Source organism: Nocardia callitridis (assembly GCF_039543305.1).
GTDB classification, from domain to species: domain Bacteria; phylum Actinomycetota; class Actinomycetes; order Mycobacteriales; family Mycobacteriaceae; genus Nocardia; species Nocardia callitridis.
This window is the reverse complement of the sequence record NZ_BAABJM010000002.1, coordinates 1,558,412-1,576,125: the sequence shown is the minus strand read 5'-3', so window position 1 is coordinate 1,576,125 and position 17,714 is coordinate 1,558,412. Positions and strand designations below refer to the sequence as shown.

Here is a 17,714-nt window from a genome sequence, read left to right as displayed (position 1 = left end):
GGTCGGCAGGGCGATCCCGCCGAGGCGACTCGGCGGGGCACAGAACGAGTCCGGGCGGCAGGTGGTTCGGCTGCCCTGGACACCATGGGAACCCGGTCGGACGTGTCCGATCCGCAGCGGACGCGTCCGACCGGTTCCCGGCGCCGAGGCAGGGGAGCGGACCCCGGCGCGAGTCGTGGGGCGGGCCCGGTGGCGGCCGGGCCCGGCGGTACGGCAGAGCAGGCGAGGGACGCGTGCCTTCGCCTGCTCGCCGTCCGTGCGCGGAGCAGAGCTGAACTCGCGCAACGCATGGCCGAGAAGGGTTTCGCACCAGAACTCACCGAGGGCGTGCTCGACCGGCTCGCCGAGGTCGACCTGATCGACGACGCCGCGTTCGCCGAACAGTGGGTGCGGTCCCGGCACTCATTCTCCGGCAAGGGGAAACAGGCACTCGCGCAGGAACTTCGGCGTAAGGGCGTCGACCAGGAAGACGCCGCGGAAGCGCTCGCCACGATCAGCGATGACGACGAGGAATCCCGCGCCACCGAGTTGGTCGTCCGCAAACTCCGCACCATGCCGCGAAACCTCGAGCGCGACAAGGCGATCCGCCGCCTGGTCGGCATGCTCGCGCGCCGCGGTTACCCGCAGTCGATCGCCTACACGGTCGTCAAGCGCGAACTAGCCGCCCTGGGCGCCGACACCGACGACCCCGTCGACCCGCTCGACTAGGCGCTCTCTCCCGGCCCGGTGCGGGAGTGATTCGCGCGGTAGGTTGCCGCCAGTTCGATCGATCGGGTTCAGGACTACGGCGATTGGTGCGTGGAGCCACTGTCGGAACCATCGAGGACGCGGTCACGTTGGCTGGGCCTGCCGCCAGGATGCGTGGGGCGTGCACCGACTGTCCGCGCGCGGGCCGCTACCGTGTGCCGCCGGACGGATGGACCGGGCAGTCGGACGAGTGGATCGCCGCTGACCAGTACATCCTGGGCGCCGATGACGTATTCGCGGTCGTCGACGCGCTGAACGAGGTGCTGCACGGTCCGAGGGCGATCGAGGATGCGCAGTTCCCGCTGCGGATCGGGGTCTCGCGCGCGGCCGCAGCTCGGACTCTGCGGCACATCTCGGGCTCGGCGTCGTAGCCGGACGAGACGGGTGACGTCGATCTGCGCTGCGCGCAAGGGGATCGTGTGTGGGCGGGGTGGTCTGTCCGCCCCCGAGCCGCCGCGTAGAGTTCGGGGCATGTCGAGTCCTGAATCGGACAGGTCAGGGGCTGTCGGTCACGCTGTCAGCCCCCTGAACCGCTGAGCACGCGCGCCCGCATTCTGCGTGGGCGCGTTCCGTGATACCCGGGGCCGCTGGCCGTGGTGACGAGAAGAAGCCCTTCTGGATCTCTCACCTCGGAGTACTCGATGCCTTTCGCTCTCTACCTGCTTGCCCTCGCGGTCTTCGTCATGGGCACTTCGGAATTCATGCTCGCAGGACTACTTCCCTCGATCGCGACTGACCTGGACGTCACCCTCGGCACGGCCGGTCTACTGACCTCCGCCTTCGCTGTCGGAATGGTCGTCGGCGCTCCGCTGATGGCGGCGTTCGCTCGGCGCTGGCCACCCCGGCGCACGTTGATCGTCTGTCTGGTCGTGTTCGCGGGGTGCCACGTCATCGGGGCGATAACCCCGATGTTCGCGCTCCTGCTCGCCACCCGAGTGCTCAGCGCGCTCGCCAATGCGGGCTTCCTCGCCGTAGCGCTGAGTACCGCGACCACCCTCGTGTCCGAGAACCGGAAGGGGCGTGCGGTGTCGATTCTCCTGTCCGGCACGACAATCGCGACTGTCGCGGGCGTTCCGGCGGGTGCGTTGCTCGGTACCGCGATGGGATGGCGCACGACCTTCTCCGCGATCGCCCTTCTCTGCGTTCCCGCAGCGTTCGGTGTCCTGCGCGGTGTCGTGAACCAGCCGGGTCGGGCTATGTCTGCCGCACTCTCGCCGAAGCTCCGCACCGAACTGGGCGAGCTGGGCTCGCCCCGGCTCCGCCTTGCGATGGCCCTCGGCGCACTGGTCAATGGCGCCACCTTCGCGGCATTCACCTTCCTGGCACCTGTCGTGACCGAGACCGCGGGTCTTACTGAACAATGGATCCCGCTGGTACTGGTGATGTTCGGCGCCGGGTCGTTCCTCGGCGTCACGATCGCCGGGCGACTGTCGGACCGGCGGCCCGGCCTCGTCCTAGGCGTCGGTGGTCCGCTACTGCTCGCGGGGTGGGTGGGCATGGCCCTGGTCGCGTCGTACCCCGTGCTGTTCGGCGTTCTGGTTCTCGTGCAGGGCACGCTGTCGTTCGGTGTCGGCAGCACCCTGATCACCCGCGTCCTCTACGCCGCCTCGGGTGCGCCGACGATGGGCGGTTCGTACGCGACTGCCGCGCTGAACATCGGAGCCGCAGCGGGGCCTGTTCTCGGTGCGGTCGCATTCACGCTGGGGCTGGGGACGCTCGCTCCCCTGTGGGTGGCCGTCGCGCTGACGGCGATCGCTCTCGCCCTCACACCCGTGGCGGGACGCGCTCGCACGACGGTTGCCGCAGAGCGGGTGCGATAACGCACACGATCACCCGTTTCGCGCAGCGCGCGTCGTTGTCTCGGAGTAGCACGTCGACCGGCTGAGGTAAAACTGGTCGGCTCCGCGGGCGGTGTCCGTTGCGAGCAGCGAACTCGCCGCTGCGAGTAGGGGAGTGTCTGCGGTTGTCGGTGGGTGTCGTGCGGTTTGTACTGTGCGCGCGGCTACGCTGCCCGAGCTGCCCGAGCTGCCCGAGCTGCCCGAGCTGCCCGAGCTGCCCGAGCTGCCCGAGCTGCCCGAGCTGCCCGAGCTGCCCGAACTGCCCGAACTGCCCGAACTGCGCGACTGCGCGATGCCTGATCGGCGTTGGTAGTGCGCGTCGTTGGCCCCGGTGCCCAGTCCGTCGCGGGTCCAATTGTGGTGCGCGCGATTCGGTCCGGACCGAGGCCGATCGTGCTCGCGAGACCCGCCGCGTCATCGACGAAGCCTTGTGCGAAAACAATTGTGGGCACCGGTGGGGTGTTGTCGAGATCTGGCCGAGTCGCCCAAACGCTGGTTCGTCGGCGAGGGCGGGCGTGCCGGTGAGCCATTGCCAGGCACTGCCCGGCGCAGTGTCTGTCGCCGAAATCGATCAGCGACGAATCGGGTCGGCCGCGTCGCACGCGCGACCGGTCGACCCGATTCGACTCCTTTACGGCCGCTTGCCGATATCGACGCCCGGTGCCGCGTCGGTGAGCACCGAATCCGCCCCGACCACGGTGCCGCCGCCCTTACCGCTCTTGCGCGAGCGCAGACGACGTTCGATCCGGGTAGCCGCGAACGTGAGCGCGCTGTTGAGGGCGATCATGATGACGGCGATCACCAACAGGGTCGGGATGGTGTTCTGCTCGGCGGCACCCAATTGTTGGCCGGAGCGCACGATCTCGACGTAGGTGATCTGGTAGCCGAGCGCCGAATCCTTCAGCGCGACAACCATCTGCGAGATCAGCGCGGGCAGCATGGCGGTGATCGCCTGCGGCAGCAGGATCAGTCGCATGAGCTGGGTCTTACGCATACCCAGCGCGACGGCCGCCTCGGTCTGTCCCTTCGGCAGCGACTTGATGCCCGCCCGCACGATCTCGGCGATCACCGAGCCGTTGTAGATCGTCAGCGCGGTGACAACGGCGCCCAGCGCGAGCGAATCGATCTTGAATACTTTGTACTCGGAGAAGATCTGGAACAGGAAGATCATCAGCACCAGCACGGGCACCGCGCGGGCGAATTCCACGATGGCGCCCGCGACCCAGCGCACCAGACGGTGCTCCGACAATCGCAGGATGCCGAAGATCATGCCGATGATCAATGCGAACACGATCGACAGCGCCGAAGCGACCAGCGTCCCGCGTAAACCGGGCAGCAGATAGGTCTCCCAGACCTCGGCCTCGATGAACGGCTTCCACTTGTCGGCCGTGAACTGGCCCTTATCGGCGAAGCCTCGGTACAGCACCCAGCCCGCGGCCAGGACGACGACGATCACCACCACCGACAGGAAATGGTTGCGAATCCGCGCCCGTGGGCCGGGCGCATCGAACAGAACCGAAGCACCGGCGCTCATCGGGCCACCTCGTATCGTTTGGCGAGCCAGCCGAAGAACAGGCCCGTCGGCAGGGTCAGGATCACGAAGCCGAGCGCGAAGACCGCGCCGATGGCAAGGAGGGCTGCCTCGGACTCGACCATGTTCGCCATCAGGGTTGCCGCCTCGGCGACGCCGATGGCCGAGGCGATCGTCGAATTCTTCGTCAGTGCGATCAGCACGCTGCCCAGCGGGGCGATCACCGAACGAAAGGCCTGCGGCAGCACGATGAGTCGCAGATTTTGTAGAAAGCCCAGGCCGAGCGAACGTCCCGCCTCGGATTGTCCGAGCGGCACGGTGTTGATGCCCGCGCGCAGCGACTCGCAGACGAACGCCGCGGTGTAGATACTCAGGCCGATGACGGCGAACCGGAAGTTGTTCTGCTCCAACGAGTCAGGTCCCTCACCGGCCAGTCGCCAGCCCATGGTGGTGTACAGGCCCAGCGACATGAACACGATGATCAGCGTGAGCGGAGTATTGCGGAAAATGGTGACGTAAGCCGCGCCGACCCAGCGAGCGACCGGCACCGGCGATACCCGCAACCCGGCGACGATGGTGCCGAGAACGAGTGCGCCGATAGCCGAGAGCACGGACAGCTTGATGGTCACCCAGAAGGCTTCGAGGATTTGAGTGTCATACCTCGAGATCAGGTCGAACACGGCGTGCGCGTCCCTCCGATCGGGTTTCGATGTTCACAGGGTGGGGTGGGTAGGGAAATCGCCACGCGGGCACCCGATCCGGTGGGACGGGCGCCCGCGCGAACGAACCGCGAAATCTCGATCAGTACCGGTCGACCTTCGGTGCCTCCGGCGCCTGGTAGCCCGATACTCCGAGGGTCTTGTCGAACGCCTTCTGCCACGAACCGTCGGCGATCATGGCCTCGATCGCGTCGTTCACCTTGTCGCGCAGCTCCTGGTCGCCCTTCTTCAGACCGATACCGTAGGGCTCCTCGGTGAACTTCTTACCGACCACCTTGAGTGCGCCGTTGCTCTGTGCCGCATAACCGGCGAGGATGGTGTCGTCGGTGGTCAGCGCGTCCCACGAGCCCGCGCGCAGGCCCTCGAGGCACAGCGAGTAGGTGTCGTTGGTCTGCAATTGGGTGTCCGGGTAGGACTTCTCGATGTTCTGCGCGGGGGTCGAACCCTTCACCGAGCAGACCTTCTTGCCCTTCAGGTCGTCGGGACCGTTGATGTCGGTGTTGTCCGAGCGCACCAGCAGCGACTGTCCCGCAACGTAATACGGCCCGGCGAAGTCGACCTTCTGCTTGCGTGCGTCGTTGATCGTGTAGCTGGCGACGATGTAGTCGACCTGGCCGTTCTCGATCAAGGTCTCGCGCTGCCCGGAGGGTGCCTCCTTGAACGTGATGCCGTCGGGCTGTACGCCCAGCTTTTCCGCGACGTACCTGGCGATCTCGACGTCGAAACCACTGTAGGTGCCGTCCTTGTCGCGCAATCCCACACCCGGCTGGTCGAACTTGATGCCGATGGTGAGTTTGCCGCCCTTGGCGTTGTCCAGTGCGGAGTTGTCGGAGCCGCCGCCACACGCGGTGGCGGTGGCGGTGGCGAGTGTCAGGGCGATCGCCCCGATACCCAGGCGCAGAGCGCGGTTGATCCTCATCGAGTTCCTTCTCCCTCTCATGGGTCTTGCCTTCTCGCCTCACGGCTGCCCCCGGCGGGTTGGCCGCAAGCCGTATTCATCAGTGGCTCAAGATCTTTCCGAGAAAATCCTTGGCACGGTCGGATTCGGGTGCGGTGAAGAACGCTTCCGGCTCACTGTCTTCCACCACCAGGCCGTCGGCCATGAACAGCACGCGGTCGCCCGCCCTGCGCGCGAAGCCCATCTCGTGGGTGACCACCACCATGGTCATGCCCTCCTTGGCCAGCGACACCATCACGTCGAGCACCTCCTGAACCATTTCGGGGTCCAAGGCGGAGGTGGGCTCGTCGAACAGCATCACCTTCGGGTTCATCGCCAGCGCACGGGCGATCGCGACACGCTGCTGCTGTCCACCCGACAGCTGTGCGGGGTACTTGTCGGCCTGGTTGCCGATGCCGACGCGGTCGAGCAGCTCCATCGCGTGCTTGCGTGCCGCGTCCTTCTTGGTTCGCCGGACCTTCATCGGCGCGAGCATGACGTTTTCCAGAATCGTCTTGTGCGCGAAGAGGTTGAACGATTGGAACACCATGCCGACGTCGGCGCGCAGCGCGGCCAGCGCGCGGCCCTCCGCGGGCAGTGGCACGCCGTCGATGGCGATGGCGCCGGAGTCGATCGGTTCCAAACGATTGATGGTGCGGCACAGCGTCGATTTTCCCGACCCCGAGGGGCCGAGCACGATCACGACCTGTCCTCGGGGGACTTCGAGATTGATATCGCGCAGTACATGTAGTTCCCCGAAGTGCTTGTCCACATTGCGCATCGAGATCATCGGCGCACTGCTGGTGCCCCCGGTCGAAGCGTCCGCGGAGGAGGCGGGCGCGGCGGCGTCGTCGGTCATGGTCCAAGACCTTAAGCGGAAAATGCCGTTTTGCCCCGGTTTCGGCGACACGCCGTCTCGCCGCGCCGATACGACACGCCGTCGTAACTTTGACGTCTCGCCGTATTCGCCTTTACGAGACAGCGCCGGAAAATCGGTCGCGACCACGCTCGTGGCAAGACCGCGCGCAGCCGCTCTCGGCGCCACCCTTACCCTGGACCAGTGGATTCGATCGGACCGGTAGCAAGCTCAACCACTCTGCTCCCCGCAGAGTCGCCGACGCGGACCGAAGACGCCGAGTCGGCGCGCAGCTATGAGGTGCGCACCTTCGGCTGCCAGATGAACGTGCACGATTCCGAGCGGCTGTCCGGCCTGCTCGAAGACGCTGGGTACGTGCGAGCGGTGCCGGGCGCCACAGCCGACCTCGTCGTTTTCAATACCTGCGCGGTCAGGGAGAACGCCGACAACAAGCTCTACGGCACGCTCGGACACCTCGCGCCGACCAAGGCGCAGCGCCCCGGCATGCAGATCGCGGTCGGCGGCTGCCTCGCGCAGAAGGATCGCGACACCGTGGTGCGCAAGGCGCCGTGGGTGGACGTGGTGTTCGGTACGCACAACATCGGATCGTTGCCGGTGTTGCTCGAACGCGCCAGGCATAATGCCGAAGCCCAGGTGGAGATCCTGGAGTCGCTGGAGGCGTTCCCCTCCTCGCTCCCGGCCAAGCGCGAATCAGCTTATGCCGGTTGGGTTTCCATCTCGGTCGGCTGCAACAACACCTGCACGTTCTGCATCGTGCCCGCACTGCGTGGCAAAGAGGTCGACCGCCGTCCCGGCGACGTGCTCGCCGAGGTGCAGGCGCTCGTGGATCAAGGTGTGGTCGAGGTGACGCTGCTCGGTCAGAACGTCAACGCCTACGGCGCGTCCTTCGCCGACCCGAACGAGCCGCGTGACCGTGGTGCGTTCGCCAAACTGTTGGCCGCGACCGGGCGCATCGACGGGCTCGAGCGCGTACGGTTCACCTCCCCACACCCCGCGGAGTTCACCGACGACGTGATCGAGGCGATGGCACAGACCCCGACGGTCTGCCCGCAGTTGCACATGCCGCTGCAATCGGGTTCCGACAAGGTGCTCAAGGCGATGCGGCGCTCCTACCGCAAGGCGCGCTACCTCGGGATCATCGAGAAGGTGCGCGCCGCCATGCCGCACGCGGCGATCACCACCGACATCATCGTCGGCTTCCCCGGTGAGACCGAGGAAGACTTCGAGGAAACCCTCGATGTGGTCCGGCGGGCGCGTTTCACCAGCGCCTACACCTTCCAGTACTCCAAGCGACCCGGTACACCCGCGGCGGAGCTGGACAACCAGGTGCCCAAGGCCGTGGTGCAGGAACGCTACGACCGACTGACCGCGTTGCAGGAGCAGATCTCGTTGGCCGCCAACCGCGAATTGGTCGGCACCGAGGTCGAATTGCTGGTCGGCGAGGCGGGCAGGAAGAACGCGGCCACCGCGCGAATGACCGGCCGTGCCCGCGACGGCCGACTCGTGCACTTCCGGCCCGAAGGGACCGAGCAGCGGATCCGACCCGGCGACATCGTCACCGTCGATCTGACCGCCGCCGCCCCGCACCACCTGATCGCCGACTCGCCGGTGAAGACTCATCGCCGCACCCGCGCCGGTGACGCGCACGAGCGTGGCACCACCCCGAAGACCGAGCCCATCGGCGTTGGTCTGGGTATCCCGAGGATCGGGGCGCCGCAGCCGGAGCCGGTGGCTGTCTCGGGTTGCCCGGTCGGCTGCGACACATGAGCGACGAAGGCGGCGACGTTCGGCCCGGTGACGAACCGGACAGGGAGAACCCGTCCTCGGGCGAGGGGACACGCTTCGACGCACCGGAGCGAACGCGGCGATCGGCTGGCGAGCGCGAGTCGGACGAGGAAACTACTACCGAACGTAGTGGGTCGGTCGCGGGCGCGGAACCCGACAGTGGCACAGTGGGCACCGACGACACATCCGCCGGACGAAACGAGGGCCAGGTGAGCTCGGTCGAGAGCAGCGACAACACCAGCAGCCGAGGCGATGAGCCCGCCGACCGCGAGTTCGAGCAATTCCGCGGCGATCTCGACGCAGTCGAGCGCCGGGTGGCCGGGGAGATCGATCCAGGAATGCGCGCACTGGTCGTCGCGGGCGCGGTCTTCGTGCTGCTGCTGTCGTTGGTACTGCCGCACGCGGGCGCGGCGCGCGGGTTCGACGTGCTGGTGAACAGCGACGCCGCCCGCTTCGAACACATCGGGCTGCCCTCGCGCGTGTTCGTCTGGTTCCTCGTGGTGTTCGGCATCGGCTTCTCCACGCTGGCGCTGACCACCAGGCGCTGGGTGCTGGCCTGGATCGCCGTCGCCGGAACCGCGATCACCGGCGCGTTCGGCGTCTTCTCGATCTGGCACCGGCAGACCCCCGGCCTCGGCAACTACCAGGGTGCTGGGCCGGGAATCGGGCTGATTCTCGGCGCACTCGCGGCGATGGTGCTCACGTTCCACTGGGTTCGCGTGGTGTGGAGCCGCACCGCGGTCCAGTTGGCGGCCGAAGCGCAGCGCCGCGATGCGGCCGTCGCCGCGGAAGAACGCGACCGCCGCCGCCTTACGGGCGAATAAGCCGCTCGCACAGGCGAATCGGCGGTCGGTGCGTCAGAGGTTGCTGACCGCGCCCTCCGCGGTCTCCGCCCATTCCCGCCACTGCGTGGCCTGCTCCAACGCCTTCTGCGCGTCGCGCGTCTTGCCTGCCGCTTCGGCCTTGGCGGCCTGTTCCTCGAACTGCGCCACCCGCTCCCGGAACTGCGCCGCACGGGCGACCGCCTCCGGGTCGGTCCGCCGCCACTGCGTGTCGACGGCCTCGCGCACCTTCTTCTCGATGGCACGCAGCTTGCCTTCCAGCTCCTGCATGCGTTCGCGCGGCACCTTGCCGATGGCATCCCATTTGGCCTCGAGCTCACGCAACGCCGCACGCGCGCCGTCCAGATCGGTGGCAGGGTCGATGTCCTGGTAGGTGCGCAGCAGCTCGTCCTTGGCGACGGCATTCTGCTCGAACTCGGCATCGCGTTCGGAGGCGACGGCATTGCGCGCGGCGAAGAACACGTCCTGCGCGCTCTTGAACCGACGCCACAACGCCTCGTCGGCCTCGCGCGGCGCCCGACCCGCGGCCTTCCACTCGGTAAGCAATTCGCGGAACACGGCCGCGGTGCCCGCCCAATCCGTGGAGTTCGACAGCTCCTCCGCGCGCGCACAGAGCTCTTCCTTGCGCGTCTTGGCCGACGCCCTTTCCCGGTCGAGCTCGGCGAAGTGCGCGCCGCGACGCCGGTTGAACGCCTCGCGAGCCTTGGAGTACCGCCGCCACAGCGCGTCGTCGACCTTGCGGTCTACGCCGCGAATCGACTTCCATTCATCGAGGATCTCGCGCAACCGGTCACCGGCCGCTTTCCACTGGGTGGACTCCGCGGCGATCTGCTCGGCTTCCGCGCACAACGCTTCCTTGCGCGCGGTCTGCTCGTGCCGCTCGCGGTCCTTTTCCTCCTTGGCCTGTGCGGCGGCCTCCTCGGAATGCTCGGCGATGGCGCTCAGTCGGCGGGCGAGCCCGTCGATGTCACCGATGACGGCGGCGGTGGGCAGCGACTCGGCCAGCGCGTTCGCGGCAGCCTTGGTCTTGCGCGCGTCGGCGCCCGCGGCCAGCCTGGCCTCGAGCAACCCGACCTCGGTGGCCAGGTCGTCGAAGCGGCGGCCGAAGTGGGCAAGGCCCTCGGCGGCGTCGCCCGCCTGCCAGGAGCCGATCTGGCGTTCGCCCTCGGCGGTGCGCACCCAGGCGGTGCCGTCGTCATCGACGCGGCCCCACTTGCTGGGATCGCTGGTGGCGGGCACGACCACGGGATGCGGGTGCTGCTGTGCGGGACCCGGCGCCGGCTTGACCGCGTGTGGTTTCGGCGCGGCGGTGCCTCCCGGTTTCGGAGCGCCGGACGAGCGCGGCATCTTGCCTGGGCTGGCTTTCGCGATTCCGTTGCTTTCGGTCATTGCTCCTCGTCCCTGCCGCGCGCCACGGCTGCCTGGTTTCGCCTCAGCTCGTTCCATTCAACAGCTCGCTGCCGTTCACTCCCGGTTCGAGCCTATATCGATCATCCAGTGATGCCATTCCACGGAACTGATCCGAAGACCGCGACCACCGCTGACCTGGGTCGTCACTGGGGCGAAGACTATCAATCCCCGACCAGATCGCGGCAGAGACACTCGAACAGGCCCGGTACCCGTGGTGCGTACCGGTAGCTGCTCGACGGCTACCGTTAACCGGTGTTCTCGATTGCCGCCCTGGTTCCCGCCGCCCCGATCCTGGTGCCCGAGCTCGGTGGCGGTGCGCGACATCCGAGGGACGTCGAGCTGTCCGACCTGCGCGAGGCCGTACTGAGTGCGGCGAAATCGCTTGCCGCGGTGGCGGATCGGTGGGTCGTGGTGGGCGCCGACCGGGCCGAGGGGGAGTTCGGATCCGAGACGGTCGGCACGTTTCGCGGCTTCGGCGTCGACCTGCGGGTGGGGCTGAGTGCCGAGGCGGTGTCCGATGTACGCGCGGCGGACCCCGGGCTGCCGTTGTCGGTGCTGATCGGGGCGTGGTTGCGCGGGCAGGTCGCACCGTCGGGGAACGCGTGGGCCAGCATCGTCGCCCACGATGCGTCGGCGGCGCGGTGTGGCGAGCACGGCGCTCGACTGCGCGCGCGGCTCGACGAGGATTCGGGCGCCACCGGGGTGCTGGTCGTCGCCGACGGTGCGGCGACGCTGTCCGCCTCGGCCCCCGGCTACCTGGACGAGCGGGCCAGCGCGGTCCAGGACACATTGGATCAGGCGCTCGGCGCAGGGGACCTCGCCGCTGTCGGTGCGCTCGATCCCGGTCTGTGCGCCGAGGTGATGGTTTCCGGTCGCGCCGCCCATCAGGTGCTCGCCGGACTGTTCGACACCGATCCCACGGTCGAGACGCTGTATCGGGGCGCGCCGTTCGGTGTGGGTTATCACGTCGGGCTGTGGCGACCGTCGGGTGCGGGTGCGAGTGCGGGTGCGGCGTGAGTACTACGCCGATCGCGGTGGTCGGCCCGACCGCTACCGGGAAATCGGAGCTCGGCCTCGATCTCGCCGAGCGTTTCGACGGCGAGATCGTGAACATCGACGCGATGCAGCTGTATCGAGGAATGAACATCGGCACTGCCAAGCTCACCGTCGCGGAACGCCGCGGCATTCCGCACCACGAGATCGACGTACTCGACGTCACCGAGACCGCGACCGTGGCGCGATATCAGGCGTCGGCCGCCGAGGACGTGGCGGCGATCATGGCGCGCGGTCGGATGCCGATCATCGTCGGCGGCTCGATGATGTATGTCCAAGCGCTGCTGGACCAGTGGGAGTTCCCCGCCACCGATCCGGCGATCCGAGCGCGGTGGGAGGCTGTGCTCGCCGAAGGCGGGGTAGCGGCAGTGCATGGCGCGCTGCGTGCGGTCGATCCGGTCGCCGCGGCGACGATTCTGCCGACCGACGGCCGCAGGATGGTCCGTGCGCTGGAGGTTGTCGAGCTGACCGGGAAGCCGTTCGCCGCCTCCGCGCCGCGAATCGGGACTCCGCGCTGGGACACCGTCATCGTCGGGGTGGACCGCGAGACGACCGAGTTGGATGCGCGAATCGAGCAGCGCACCGAGCTGATGTTCGATCAGGGTTTGGTCGAGGAGGTCCATCGGCTGGTCGATGCGGGACTGCGCGCGGGCGTCACGGCGCGGCGCGCGATCGGATACGCACAGGTCCTCGCCCACCTGGACAACGAATACGACCTGGACCACGCGCGTGAACGCACCCTGATCGGCACCCGTCGGTATGTGCGACGGCAACGCTCGTGGTTTCGCCGCGATCCGCGCGTGCACTGGGTGGACGGTGCCGCGCCCGACCGGGTGGGCGCGGTGTGCGAGGCAGTGGCGCGCCGTGGCGGACGACAAATCGACCAGGCGAGCGACGATCTCGCGCGACGGAGACGGACTACGCAGTGACAAGACGTGTCAGCACCCGCAATGCCTCGGTTCAGGTGTGGCAGGCGTATTTGAACAACCGGACCAAGCGTCATCGCGACGGGCGCTTCCTCGTGCAGGGCGTGCGCCCGATCACCCAGGCCATCGCCAACGATTGGCCGTTGGAGACCTTGCTGTATCGCCTCGGAACGCCGGAGCTGTCGGGGTGGGCGCGTGAGTTGCTGGACTCCAGCGATATCGAGCAGGTGGGTCTGGTGCCGGAGCTGATCGCCGAACTCGGTGAAAAGGCAAGCAACATACCGGAATTGGTGGCCGTCGCAGTGGCACGCCAGGATTCGCTCGAGACCTTCGAGCCGGGTGAACCCGGGGAAGACGCGCCGGTGGTCGTGGTATTCGACCGGCCGAATTCGCCGGGCAATCTCGGCACGCTGATCCGCTCGGCCGACGCGTTCGGCGCCAGCGGCGTGATCGTTACCGGGCACGGCGCCGATCAGTACGACCCGCGCGCGGTGCGCGCCTCGACCGGGTCGTTGTTCGCGATGCCGGTCTTGCGTGCGGCAGGACCAGCCCAGGTGCGCGAGTTCCGGGACCGGCAGACCGCCCGTGGCATTCCGACCAGGATCGTCGGGACCGACGAGAACGGCCCGCGCGCGGCATACGACTTCGACTTCACCGAGGCCACGGTTCTGGTGATCGGCAACGAGACCAGCGGCATGAGCGCGGCCTGGCAGCAGACCTGCGACGATATGGTGCACATTCCGATGGGTGGCAGCGCCAGTTCGCTGGGTGCGCCCTCGGCGGCAGCGGTCGCTTTGTTCGAAATTTCTCGGCAGCGCAGGACGTTTGCCCAGTGACAACGCCGGGGGAGAAGACACCGGGGGAGCAGACAACGAGGGAGAACCTATCCGTGCCCGATATCGAGTTCGCCAAAGGTCACGGCACCGAGAACGATTTCGTGGTGCTGCCCGACCTGGACGTCCGGTTGGCTCTCACCGCCGAACGAGTGGCCGCGCTGTGTGATCGACGCCGTGGCATCGGCGCCGACGGCGTCCTGCGGGTGGCCCGCGCCGGGCGGCTACGTGCGGCCGGTGTGCTCGACGGGTTGCCGGAAGGCGTGGCCGACGAGGACTGGTTCATGGACTACCGCAACGCCGACGGTTCGGTCGCCGAGATGTGCGGCAACGGCGTGCGGGTGTTCGCCCACTATCTGGCGGCCTCGGGGACGGAGCCGCGCGAGAGCTACGTGGTCGGCAGCAGGGCGGGTGCGCGTCCGGTGACGGTGCACGCCGCGGACGCGGTGCGTGGCGAAGTGACCGTAGGGATGGGTGTGGTGCGTGAACTGGGGGAGTCGACGGCGACGATCGGCGGCTGGGCGCTGTCGGGGATCGGGATCGATGTCGGCAATCCGCATCTGGCGTGTGTCGACAAGGACCTGTCGACAGCAGGGTTGGCGGGGTTGGCCAAGCTCGACCTGACGGTGCCGCCCGGCCACGACCCCGACATGTTTCCGAACGGGGTCAACGTCGAGATCGTGACGCCACTCGGGGCGGATCGGTCGGTCGATATGCGGGTGTACGAGCGGGGCGTCGGCGAAACCCGCTCGTGCGGAACGGGAACCGTCGCGGCTGCGGCGGCGGCGCTGGTGTCGGACGGGTTTCGTCTCGGGGCCGACAGCGGCGAGGTGCGGGTGCGCGTGCTCGGTGGCGAGGTCACCGTGCGTATTGCCGAAGGGTCGGCGTGGTTGCGTGGCCCCTCGGTTTTGGTGGCTTCGGGTCGTTTCACCGAGGACTGGTGGCAGCGCCTCTGACGTACGCGTGCACGCCACGGCCGTCGCGCGAGGCCGGGGCGTCGAATAAATGGGAGTGCGCATTGGCGCTCCGACGTGGGACCATGGATGGTGTATGACGAAATCCAAGACGTTTGAATTCACGCCCGCTGCCGCCGACGACGATTCCGGCGACACCGGTCGCTTCGACGAGACCGGCACCGGAGACGACCTCGACAACACCGTCGACGAGCGCGGTGGCGACGTGCTCGCCGAGCACGCCGCCAGAATGCGGCGCACGGGCTGGACGCCCGAGCCGACCGTCGGCGAGATGCAACTCGACGAGCGCACATCCCTTCGCCGCGTCGCCGGGCTGTCGACCGAGCTCACCGACATCACCGAGGTCGAATACCGGCAACTGCGACTCGAACGAGTCGTCCTGGTCGGGGTGTGGACCGCGGGAAGCGCGGCACGCGCGGAGGCCAGCATGACCGAACTCGCCGCCCTCGCCGAGACCGCGGGCTCGGAAGTGCTGGAGGGGTTGATCCAGCGCAGAGAGCGCCCCGACCCGGCCACCTACATCGGTTCCGGCAAGGCCGAGGAGTTGCGGGCCGTGGTGCTCGAGACCGGCGCCGACACCGTGATCTGCGACGGTGAACTCACCCCCGCCCAGCTCACCGCGCTGGAGAAGGTGGTGAAGGTGAAGGTGATCGACAGGACCGCGCTGATCCTCGACATCTTCGCCCAGCACGCCACCTCGCGTGAGGGCAAGGCGCAGGTCGCGCTCGCGCAGATGGAATACATGTTGCCCCGGCTGCGCGGCTGGGGTGAGTCGATGTCCCGCCAGGCCGGTGGTCGTGCGGGCAGCAACGGTGGTGTGGGTCTGCGTGGTCCCGGTGAGACCAAGATCGAGACCGACCGTCGGCGTATTCGTGAGCGTATGGCCAAGCTGCGCCGCGAGATTCGAGAGATGAAGACCGCGCGCGACACCAAGCGGGCGCGGCGCACCACCAGCGGCGTGCCCTCGGTCGCGATCGTCGGCTATACCAACGCGGGTAAGTCCAGTCTGATGAACGTGTTGACCGGTGCCGGTCTGCTGGTGCAGGACGCGCTGTTCGCCACCCTGGATCCGACCACCCGCAGGGCCGAGCTGGACGACGGCCGCGAGGTCGTGTTCACCGACACCGTCGGTTTCGTGCGACACCTGCCCACCCAGCTGATCGAGGCGTTCCGCTCCACCCTGGAGGAGGTGACCGGCGCCGACCTGCTGCTGCACGTCGTCGACGGCGCCGACCCGTTGCCGCTGGAACAGATCAAGGCGGTCCGTGAGGTGATCACCGACGTGATCAAGGAGTCGGGTAACCCGGCGCCACCGGAACTGTTGGTGGTCAACAAGATCGATGCCGTGGACGCGGAAACCGGTACCCGGCTGCACGGCCTCTTGTCGGACGCGGCGTTCGTGTCGGCGCACGCTGGGATCGGCATCGAGGATCTGCGTGCCAGGATCGCCGAAATCCTCGGTGGCCTCGATGTGGAGGTGAGCGTATTGCTGCCCTACACCCGTGGCGACCTGCTGGCCCGCGTTCACGCCGACGGCCGGATCCTCTCCTCCGAACACGAGGAGACCGGCACCAGGGTGCGCGCGCGAGTGCCGCACGCGCTGGCCGCGGCATTGTCGGAATTCGCGCACGCGGGGTAACCGGCGGGATCGAGATCCCCTGAGCGCTCGTCGCCGCGTGCGCGGGGAACCGTTGCGCTGTGTGCCGGATCCGCTGGCAGCACAGGCGCACTTTCGCGCGCGGGGCTCAGCTGGCTGCACGTGTCGCGCGTGTGAGGTCGTGCCCGCCGGTTGGTTGGTTTTGCCGCTTTGGGCCGTCGCACCCGCCCGGGTCGGTGAGCGGAGGATGCGGCACACCCGAGCCTCCCGCGTTTGTCGCGAATCTCGTTGTGCTTCTCCAGTAAATCAGCATTGTCCAGGTGAGACGAATAGTTTCCGACGTGAAGTGAACACAGATTCTCGTTCCGGGTACGGTATGTGACAACGACGGTCGGTGTGGACCGGCCGGTGTGGTCACTAGGAGGTTGGCGTGGAGCGCACACTGTTCGAGCCCGAACACGATTTGTTTCGGGAGTCGTTCCGAAAGTTTCTCGATCAGCATGTCGCGCCGCACCACGCGCGCTGGGAAGAGCAGGGCGCGGTCGACCGTGAGGTTTGGCTGGAGGCCGGTAAGCAGGGCTTCCTCGGCACCGCCATGCCGGAGGAGTTCGGTGGCGGTGGGGTCAAGGACTTTCGCTACAACGCCATCGTCGCGGAAGAGGCCGTCCGCGGTCAGTACTCGGGTCTGGGTTTCGCGCTGCACAACGACGTGATCGCCCCGTACCTGCTGGAACTCGCCAATGACGAGCAGAAGCAGCGGTGGCTGCCCGGCTTCTGTTCCGGCGAGATCATCACCGCGATCGCGATGACCGAACCGGGGACCGGCTCCGATCTCCAGGGCATCAAGACCAGGGCGGTGCGCGACGGTGACGACTGGATCCTCAACGGCGCCAAGACCTTCATCACCAACGGCATCAATTCCGACATCGTCATCGTGGTCGCGCAGACCGACCCCGAGAAGGGTGCGATGGGGTTCAGCCTGCTGGTGGTCGAGCGCGGGATGCCAGGCTTCGAGCGTGGCCGCAACCTGGACAAGCTCGGCCTCAAGGCGCAGGACACCGCGGAGTTGAGCTTCACCGATGTTCGGGTGCCTGGCAAGAACCTGCTCGGCACCGAGGGCATGGGCTTCATCCACCTGATGAACAACCTGCCCCAGGAACGGCTCTCGATCGCCGTGATGGCGGCCGCCGCCATGGAGGCGTGCCTGGACATGACCGTGCAGTACGTTCGTGACCGCAAGGCGTTCGGAAAGCCGATCGGCGCCTTCCAGAACACCCGCTTCGTGCTGGCCGAGTTGGCCACCAAGACCACCGCCGTGCGCGTGTTGGTCGACCGGTTCATCGAGGACCTGAACGCGGGCAAGCTCTCGGTCGAGGACGCGGCGATGGCCAAGTGGTGGAGCACCGAGGAGCAACTCGCCCTCATCGATCGGTGCCTGCAACTGCACGGCGGGTACGGCTACATGAAGGAATACCCGATCGCGAAGGCCTACATGGATGCCCGCGTACAGACGATCTACGGTGGCACGACCGAGATCATGAAGGAGATCATCGGGCGCAGCTTGAAGCTCACCTGAAGTTCGCACGCGACTCGCGCGCAACACCGTCGGCCACACGAATTATCGTGTGGCCGACGGTGTTGCGTG

General features: G+C 67.6%; 17 protein-coding genes. 12 read left to right on the top strand and 5 right to left on the bottom strand.

Annotated features, from left to right (window positions below):
• The first annotated feature begins 84 nt into the window (after positions 1-84).
• From recX to ABEA50_RS15970, 4 genes are all read left to right on the top strand, one after another.
• On the top strand, positions 85-708 hold the full coding sequence (recX, locus tag ABEA50_RS15985; RefSeq protein ID WP_425577652.1) for a recombination regulator RecX: 624 nt from the start codon (positions 85-87) through the stop codon (positions 706-708).
• A gap of 86 nt (positions 709-794) precedes the next feature.
• Positions 795-1,118, top strand: a complete 324-nt coding sequence (locus ABEA50_RS15980) for a hypothetical protein (protein WP_345496165.1) — start codon at positions 795-797, stop codon at positions 1,116-1,118.
• A 270-nt stretch (positions 1,119-1,388) separates the two neighbouring features.
• On the top strand, positions 1,389-2,567 hold the full coding sequence (locus ABEA50_RS15975) for a Cmx/CmrA family chloramphenicol efflux MFS transporter (protein ID WP_345496164.1): 1,179 nt from the start codon (positions 1,389-1,391) through the stop codon (positions 2,565-2,567).
• Positions 2,568-2,739: 172 nt separating this feature from the next.
• Entirely contained in the window at positions 2,740-2,898 is a 159-nt protein-coding gene (locus tag ABEA50_RS15970; RefSeq protein WP_345496163.1) for a hypothetical protein, read from the top strand.
• A 318-nt stretch (positions 2,899-3,216) separates the two neighbouring features.
• Here the strand turns inward: ABEA50_RS15970 and ABEA50_RS15965 are convergent, their stop codons facing one another.
• The 4 genes from ABEA50_RS15965 to ABEA50_RS15950 all read right to left on the bottom strand — a co-directional run bounded on the left by ABEA50_RS15965 (position 3,217) and on the right by ABEA50_RS15950 (position 6,562).
• Entirely contained in the window at positions 3,217-4,119 is a 903-nt protein-coding gene (locus ABEA50_RS15965; protein ID WP_345496162.1) for an amino acid ABC transporter permease, read from the bottom strand.
• Complete coding sequence (locus ABEA50_RS15960; protein WP_345496161.1) at positions 4,116-4,796, bottom strand: amino acid ABC transporter permease; 681 nt, start codon at positions 4,794-4,796, stop codon at positions 4,116-4,118. Before ABEA50_RS15960 ends, ABEA50_RS15965 begins: the two co-directional genes overlap by 4 nt.
• 121 nt (positions 4,797-4,917) lie before the next feature.
• Positions 4,918-5,754 (bottom strand): glutamate ABC transporter substrate-binding protein, encoded by an 837-nt coding sequence (locus ABEA50_RS15955; RefSeq protein WP_345496160.1) that lies wholly within the window; start codon positions 5,752-5,754, stop codon positions 4,918-4,920.
• A gap of 79 nt (positions 5,755-5,833) precedes the next feature.
• On the bottom strand, positions 5,834-6,562 hold the full coding sequence (locus ABEA50_RS15950) for an amino acid ABC transporter ATP-binding protein (protein WP_345496595.1): 729 nt from the start codon (positions 6,560-6,562) through the stop codon (positions 5,834-5,836).
• Positions 6,563-6,868: 306 nt separating this feature from the next.
• Here ABEA50_RS15950 and miaB point away from each other — a divergent pair, with 306 nt between their 5' ends.
• A complete protein-coding gene (miaB, locus tag ABEA50_RS15945) occupies positions 6,869-8,416 on the top strand; it encodes a tRNA (N6-isopentenyl adenosine(37)-C2)-methylthiotransferase MiaB (RefSeq protein WP_345496594.1) in 1,548 nt (515 codons plus the stop codon).
• A gap of 227 nt (positions 8,417-8,643) precedes the next feature.
• The gene (locus ABEA50_RS15940) at positions 8,644-9,258 is read left to right on the top strand and encodes an Rv2732c family membrane protein (RefSeq protein WP_345496593.1); all 615 of its coding nucleotides are present in this window, start codon (positions 8,644-8,646) and stop codon (positions 9,256-9,258) included.
• 33 nt (positions 9,259-9,291) lie between these two features.
• Here the strand turns inward: ABEA50_RS15940 and ABEA50_RS15935 are convergent, their stop codons facing one another.
• Positions 9,292-10,665: a DUF349 domain-containing protein gene (locus tag ABEA50_RS15935; protein ID WP_345496158.1), complete on the bottom strand. Its 1,374-nt coding sequence runs from the start codon at positions 10,663-10,665 to the stop codon at positions 9,292-9,294.
• A 273-nt stretch (positions 10,666-10,938) separates the two neighbouring features.
• Between ABEA50_RS15935 and ABEA50_RS15930 the strand changes: the two genes are divergently transcribed.
• The 6 genes from ABEA50_RS15930 (at position 10,939) to ABEA50_RS15905 (ending at position 17,645) form a co-directional block, all read left to right on the top strand.
• The gene (locus ABEA50_RS15930; RefSeq protein ID WP_345496157.1) at positions 10,939-11,703 is read left to right on the top strand and encodes a class III extradiol ring-cleavage dioxygenase family protein; all 765 of its coding nucleotides are present in this window, start codon (positions 10,939-10,941) and stop codon (positions 11,701-11,703) included.
• Positions 11,700-12,668 carry a tRNA (adenosine(37)-N6)-dimethylallyltransferase MiaA gene (gene miaA / locus ABEA50_RS15925; RefSeq protein ID WP_345496156.1) on the top strand — a complete coding sequence of 323 codons (969 nt, stop codon included), beginning with the start codon at positions 11,700-11,702 and terminating at the stop codon, positions 12,666-12,668. The genes ABEA50_RS15930 and miaA overlap by 4 nt, the downstream gene beginning before the upstream one ends.
• Positions 12,665-13,501 (top strand): TrmH family RNA methyltransferase, encoded by an 837-nt coding sequence (locus tag ABEA50_RS15920; protein ID WP_345496155.1) that lies wholly within the window; start codon positions 12,665-12,667, stop codon positions 13,499-13,501. The genes miaA and ABEA50_RS15920 overlap by 4 nt, the downstream gene beginning before the upstream one ends.
• Positions 13,502-13,563: 62 nt before the next feature.
• Entirely contained in the window at positions 13,564-14,454 is an 891-nt protein-coding gene (gene dapF, locus ABEA50_RS15915) for a diaminopimelate epimerase (protein WP_345496592.1), read from the top strand.
• Positions 14,455-14,701: 247 nt separating this feature from the next.
• Entirely contained in the window at positions 14,702-16,111 is a 1,410-nt protein-coding gene (hflX, locus tag ABEA50_RS15910; RefSeq protein WP_345496591.1) for a GTPase HflX, read from the top strand.
• Positions 16,112-16,499: 388 nt separating this feature from the next.
• The gene (locus tag ABEA50_RS15905) at positions 16,500-17,645 is read left to right on the top strand and encodes an acyl-CoA dehydrogenase family protein (protein ID WP_345496154.1); all 1,146 of its coding nucleotides are present in this window, start codon (positions 16,500-16,502) and stop codon (positions 17,643-17,645) included.
• The last annotated feature ends 69 nt before the right edge of the window (positions 17,646-17,714 follow it).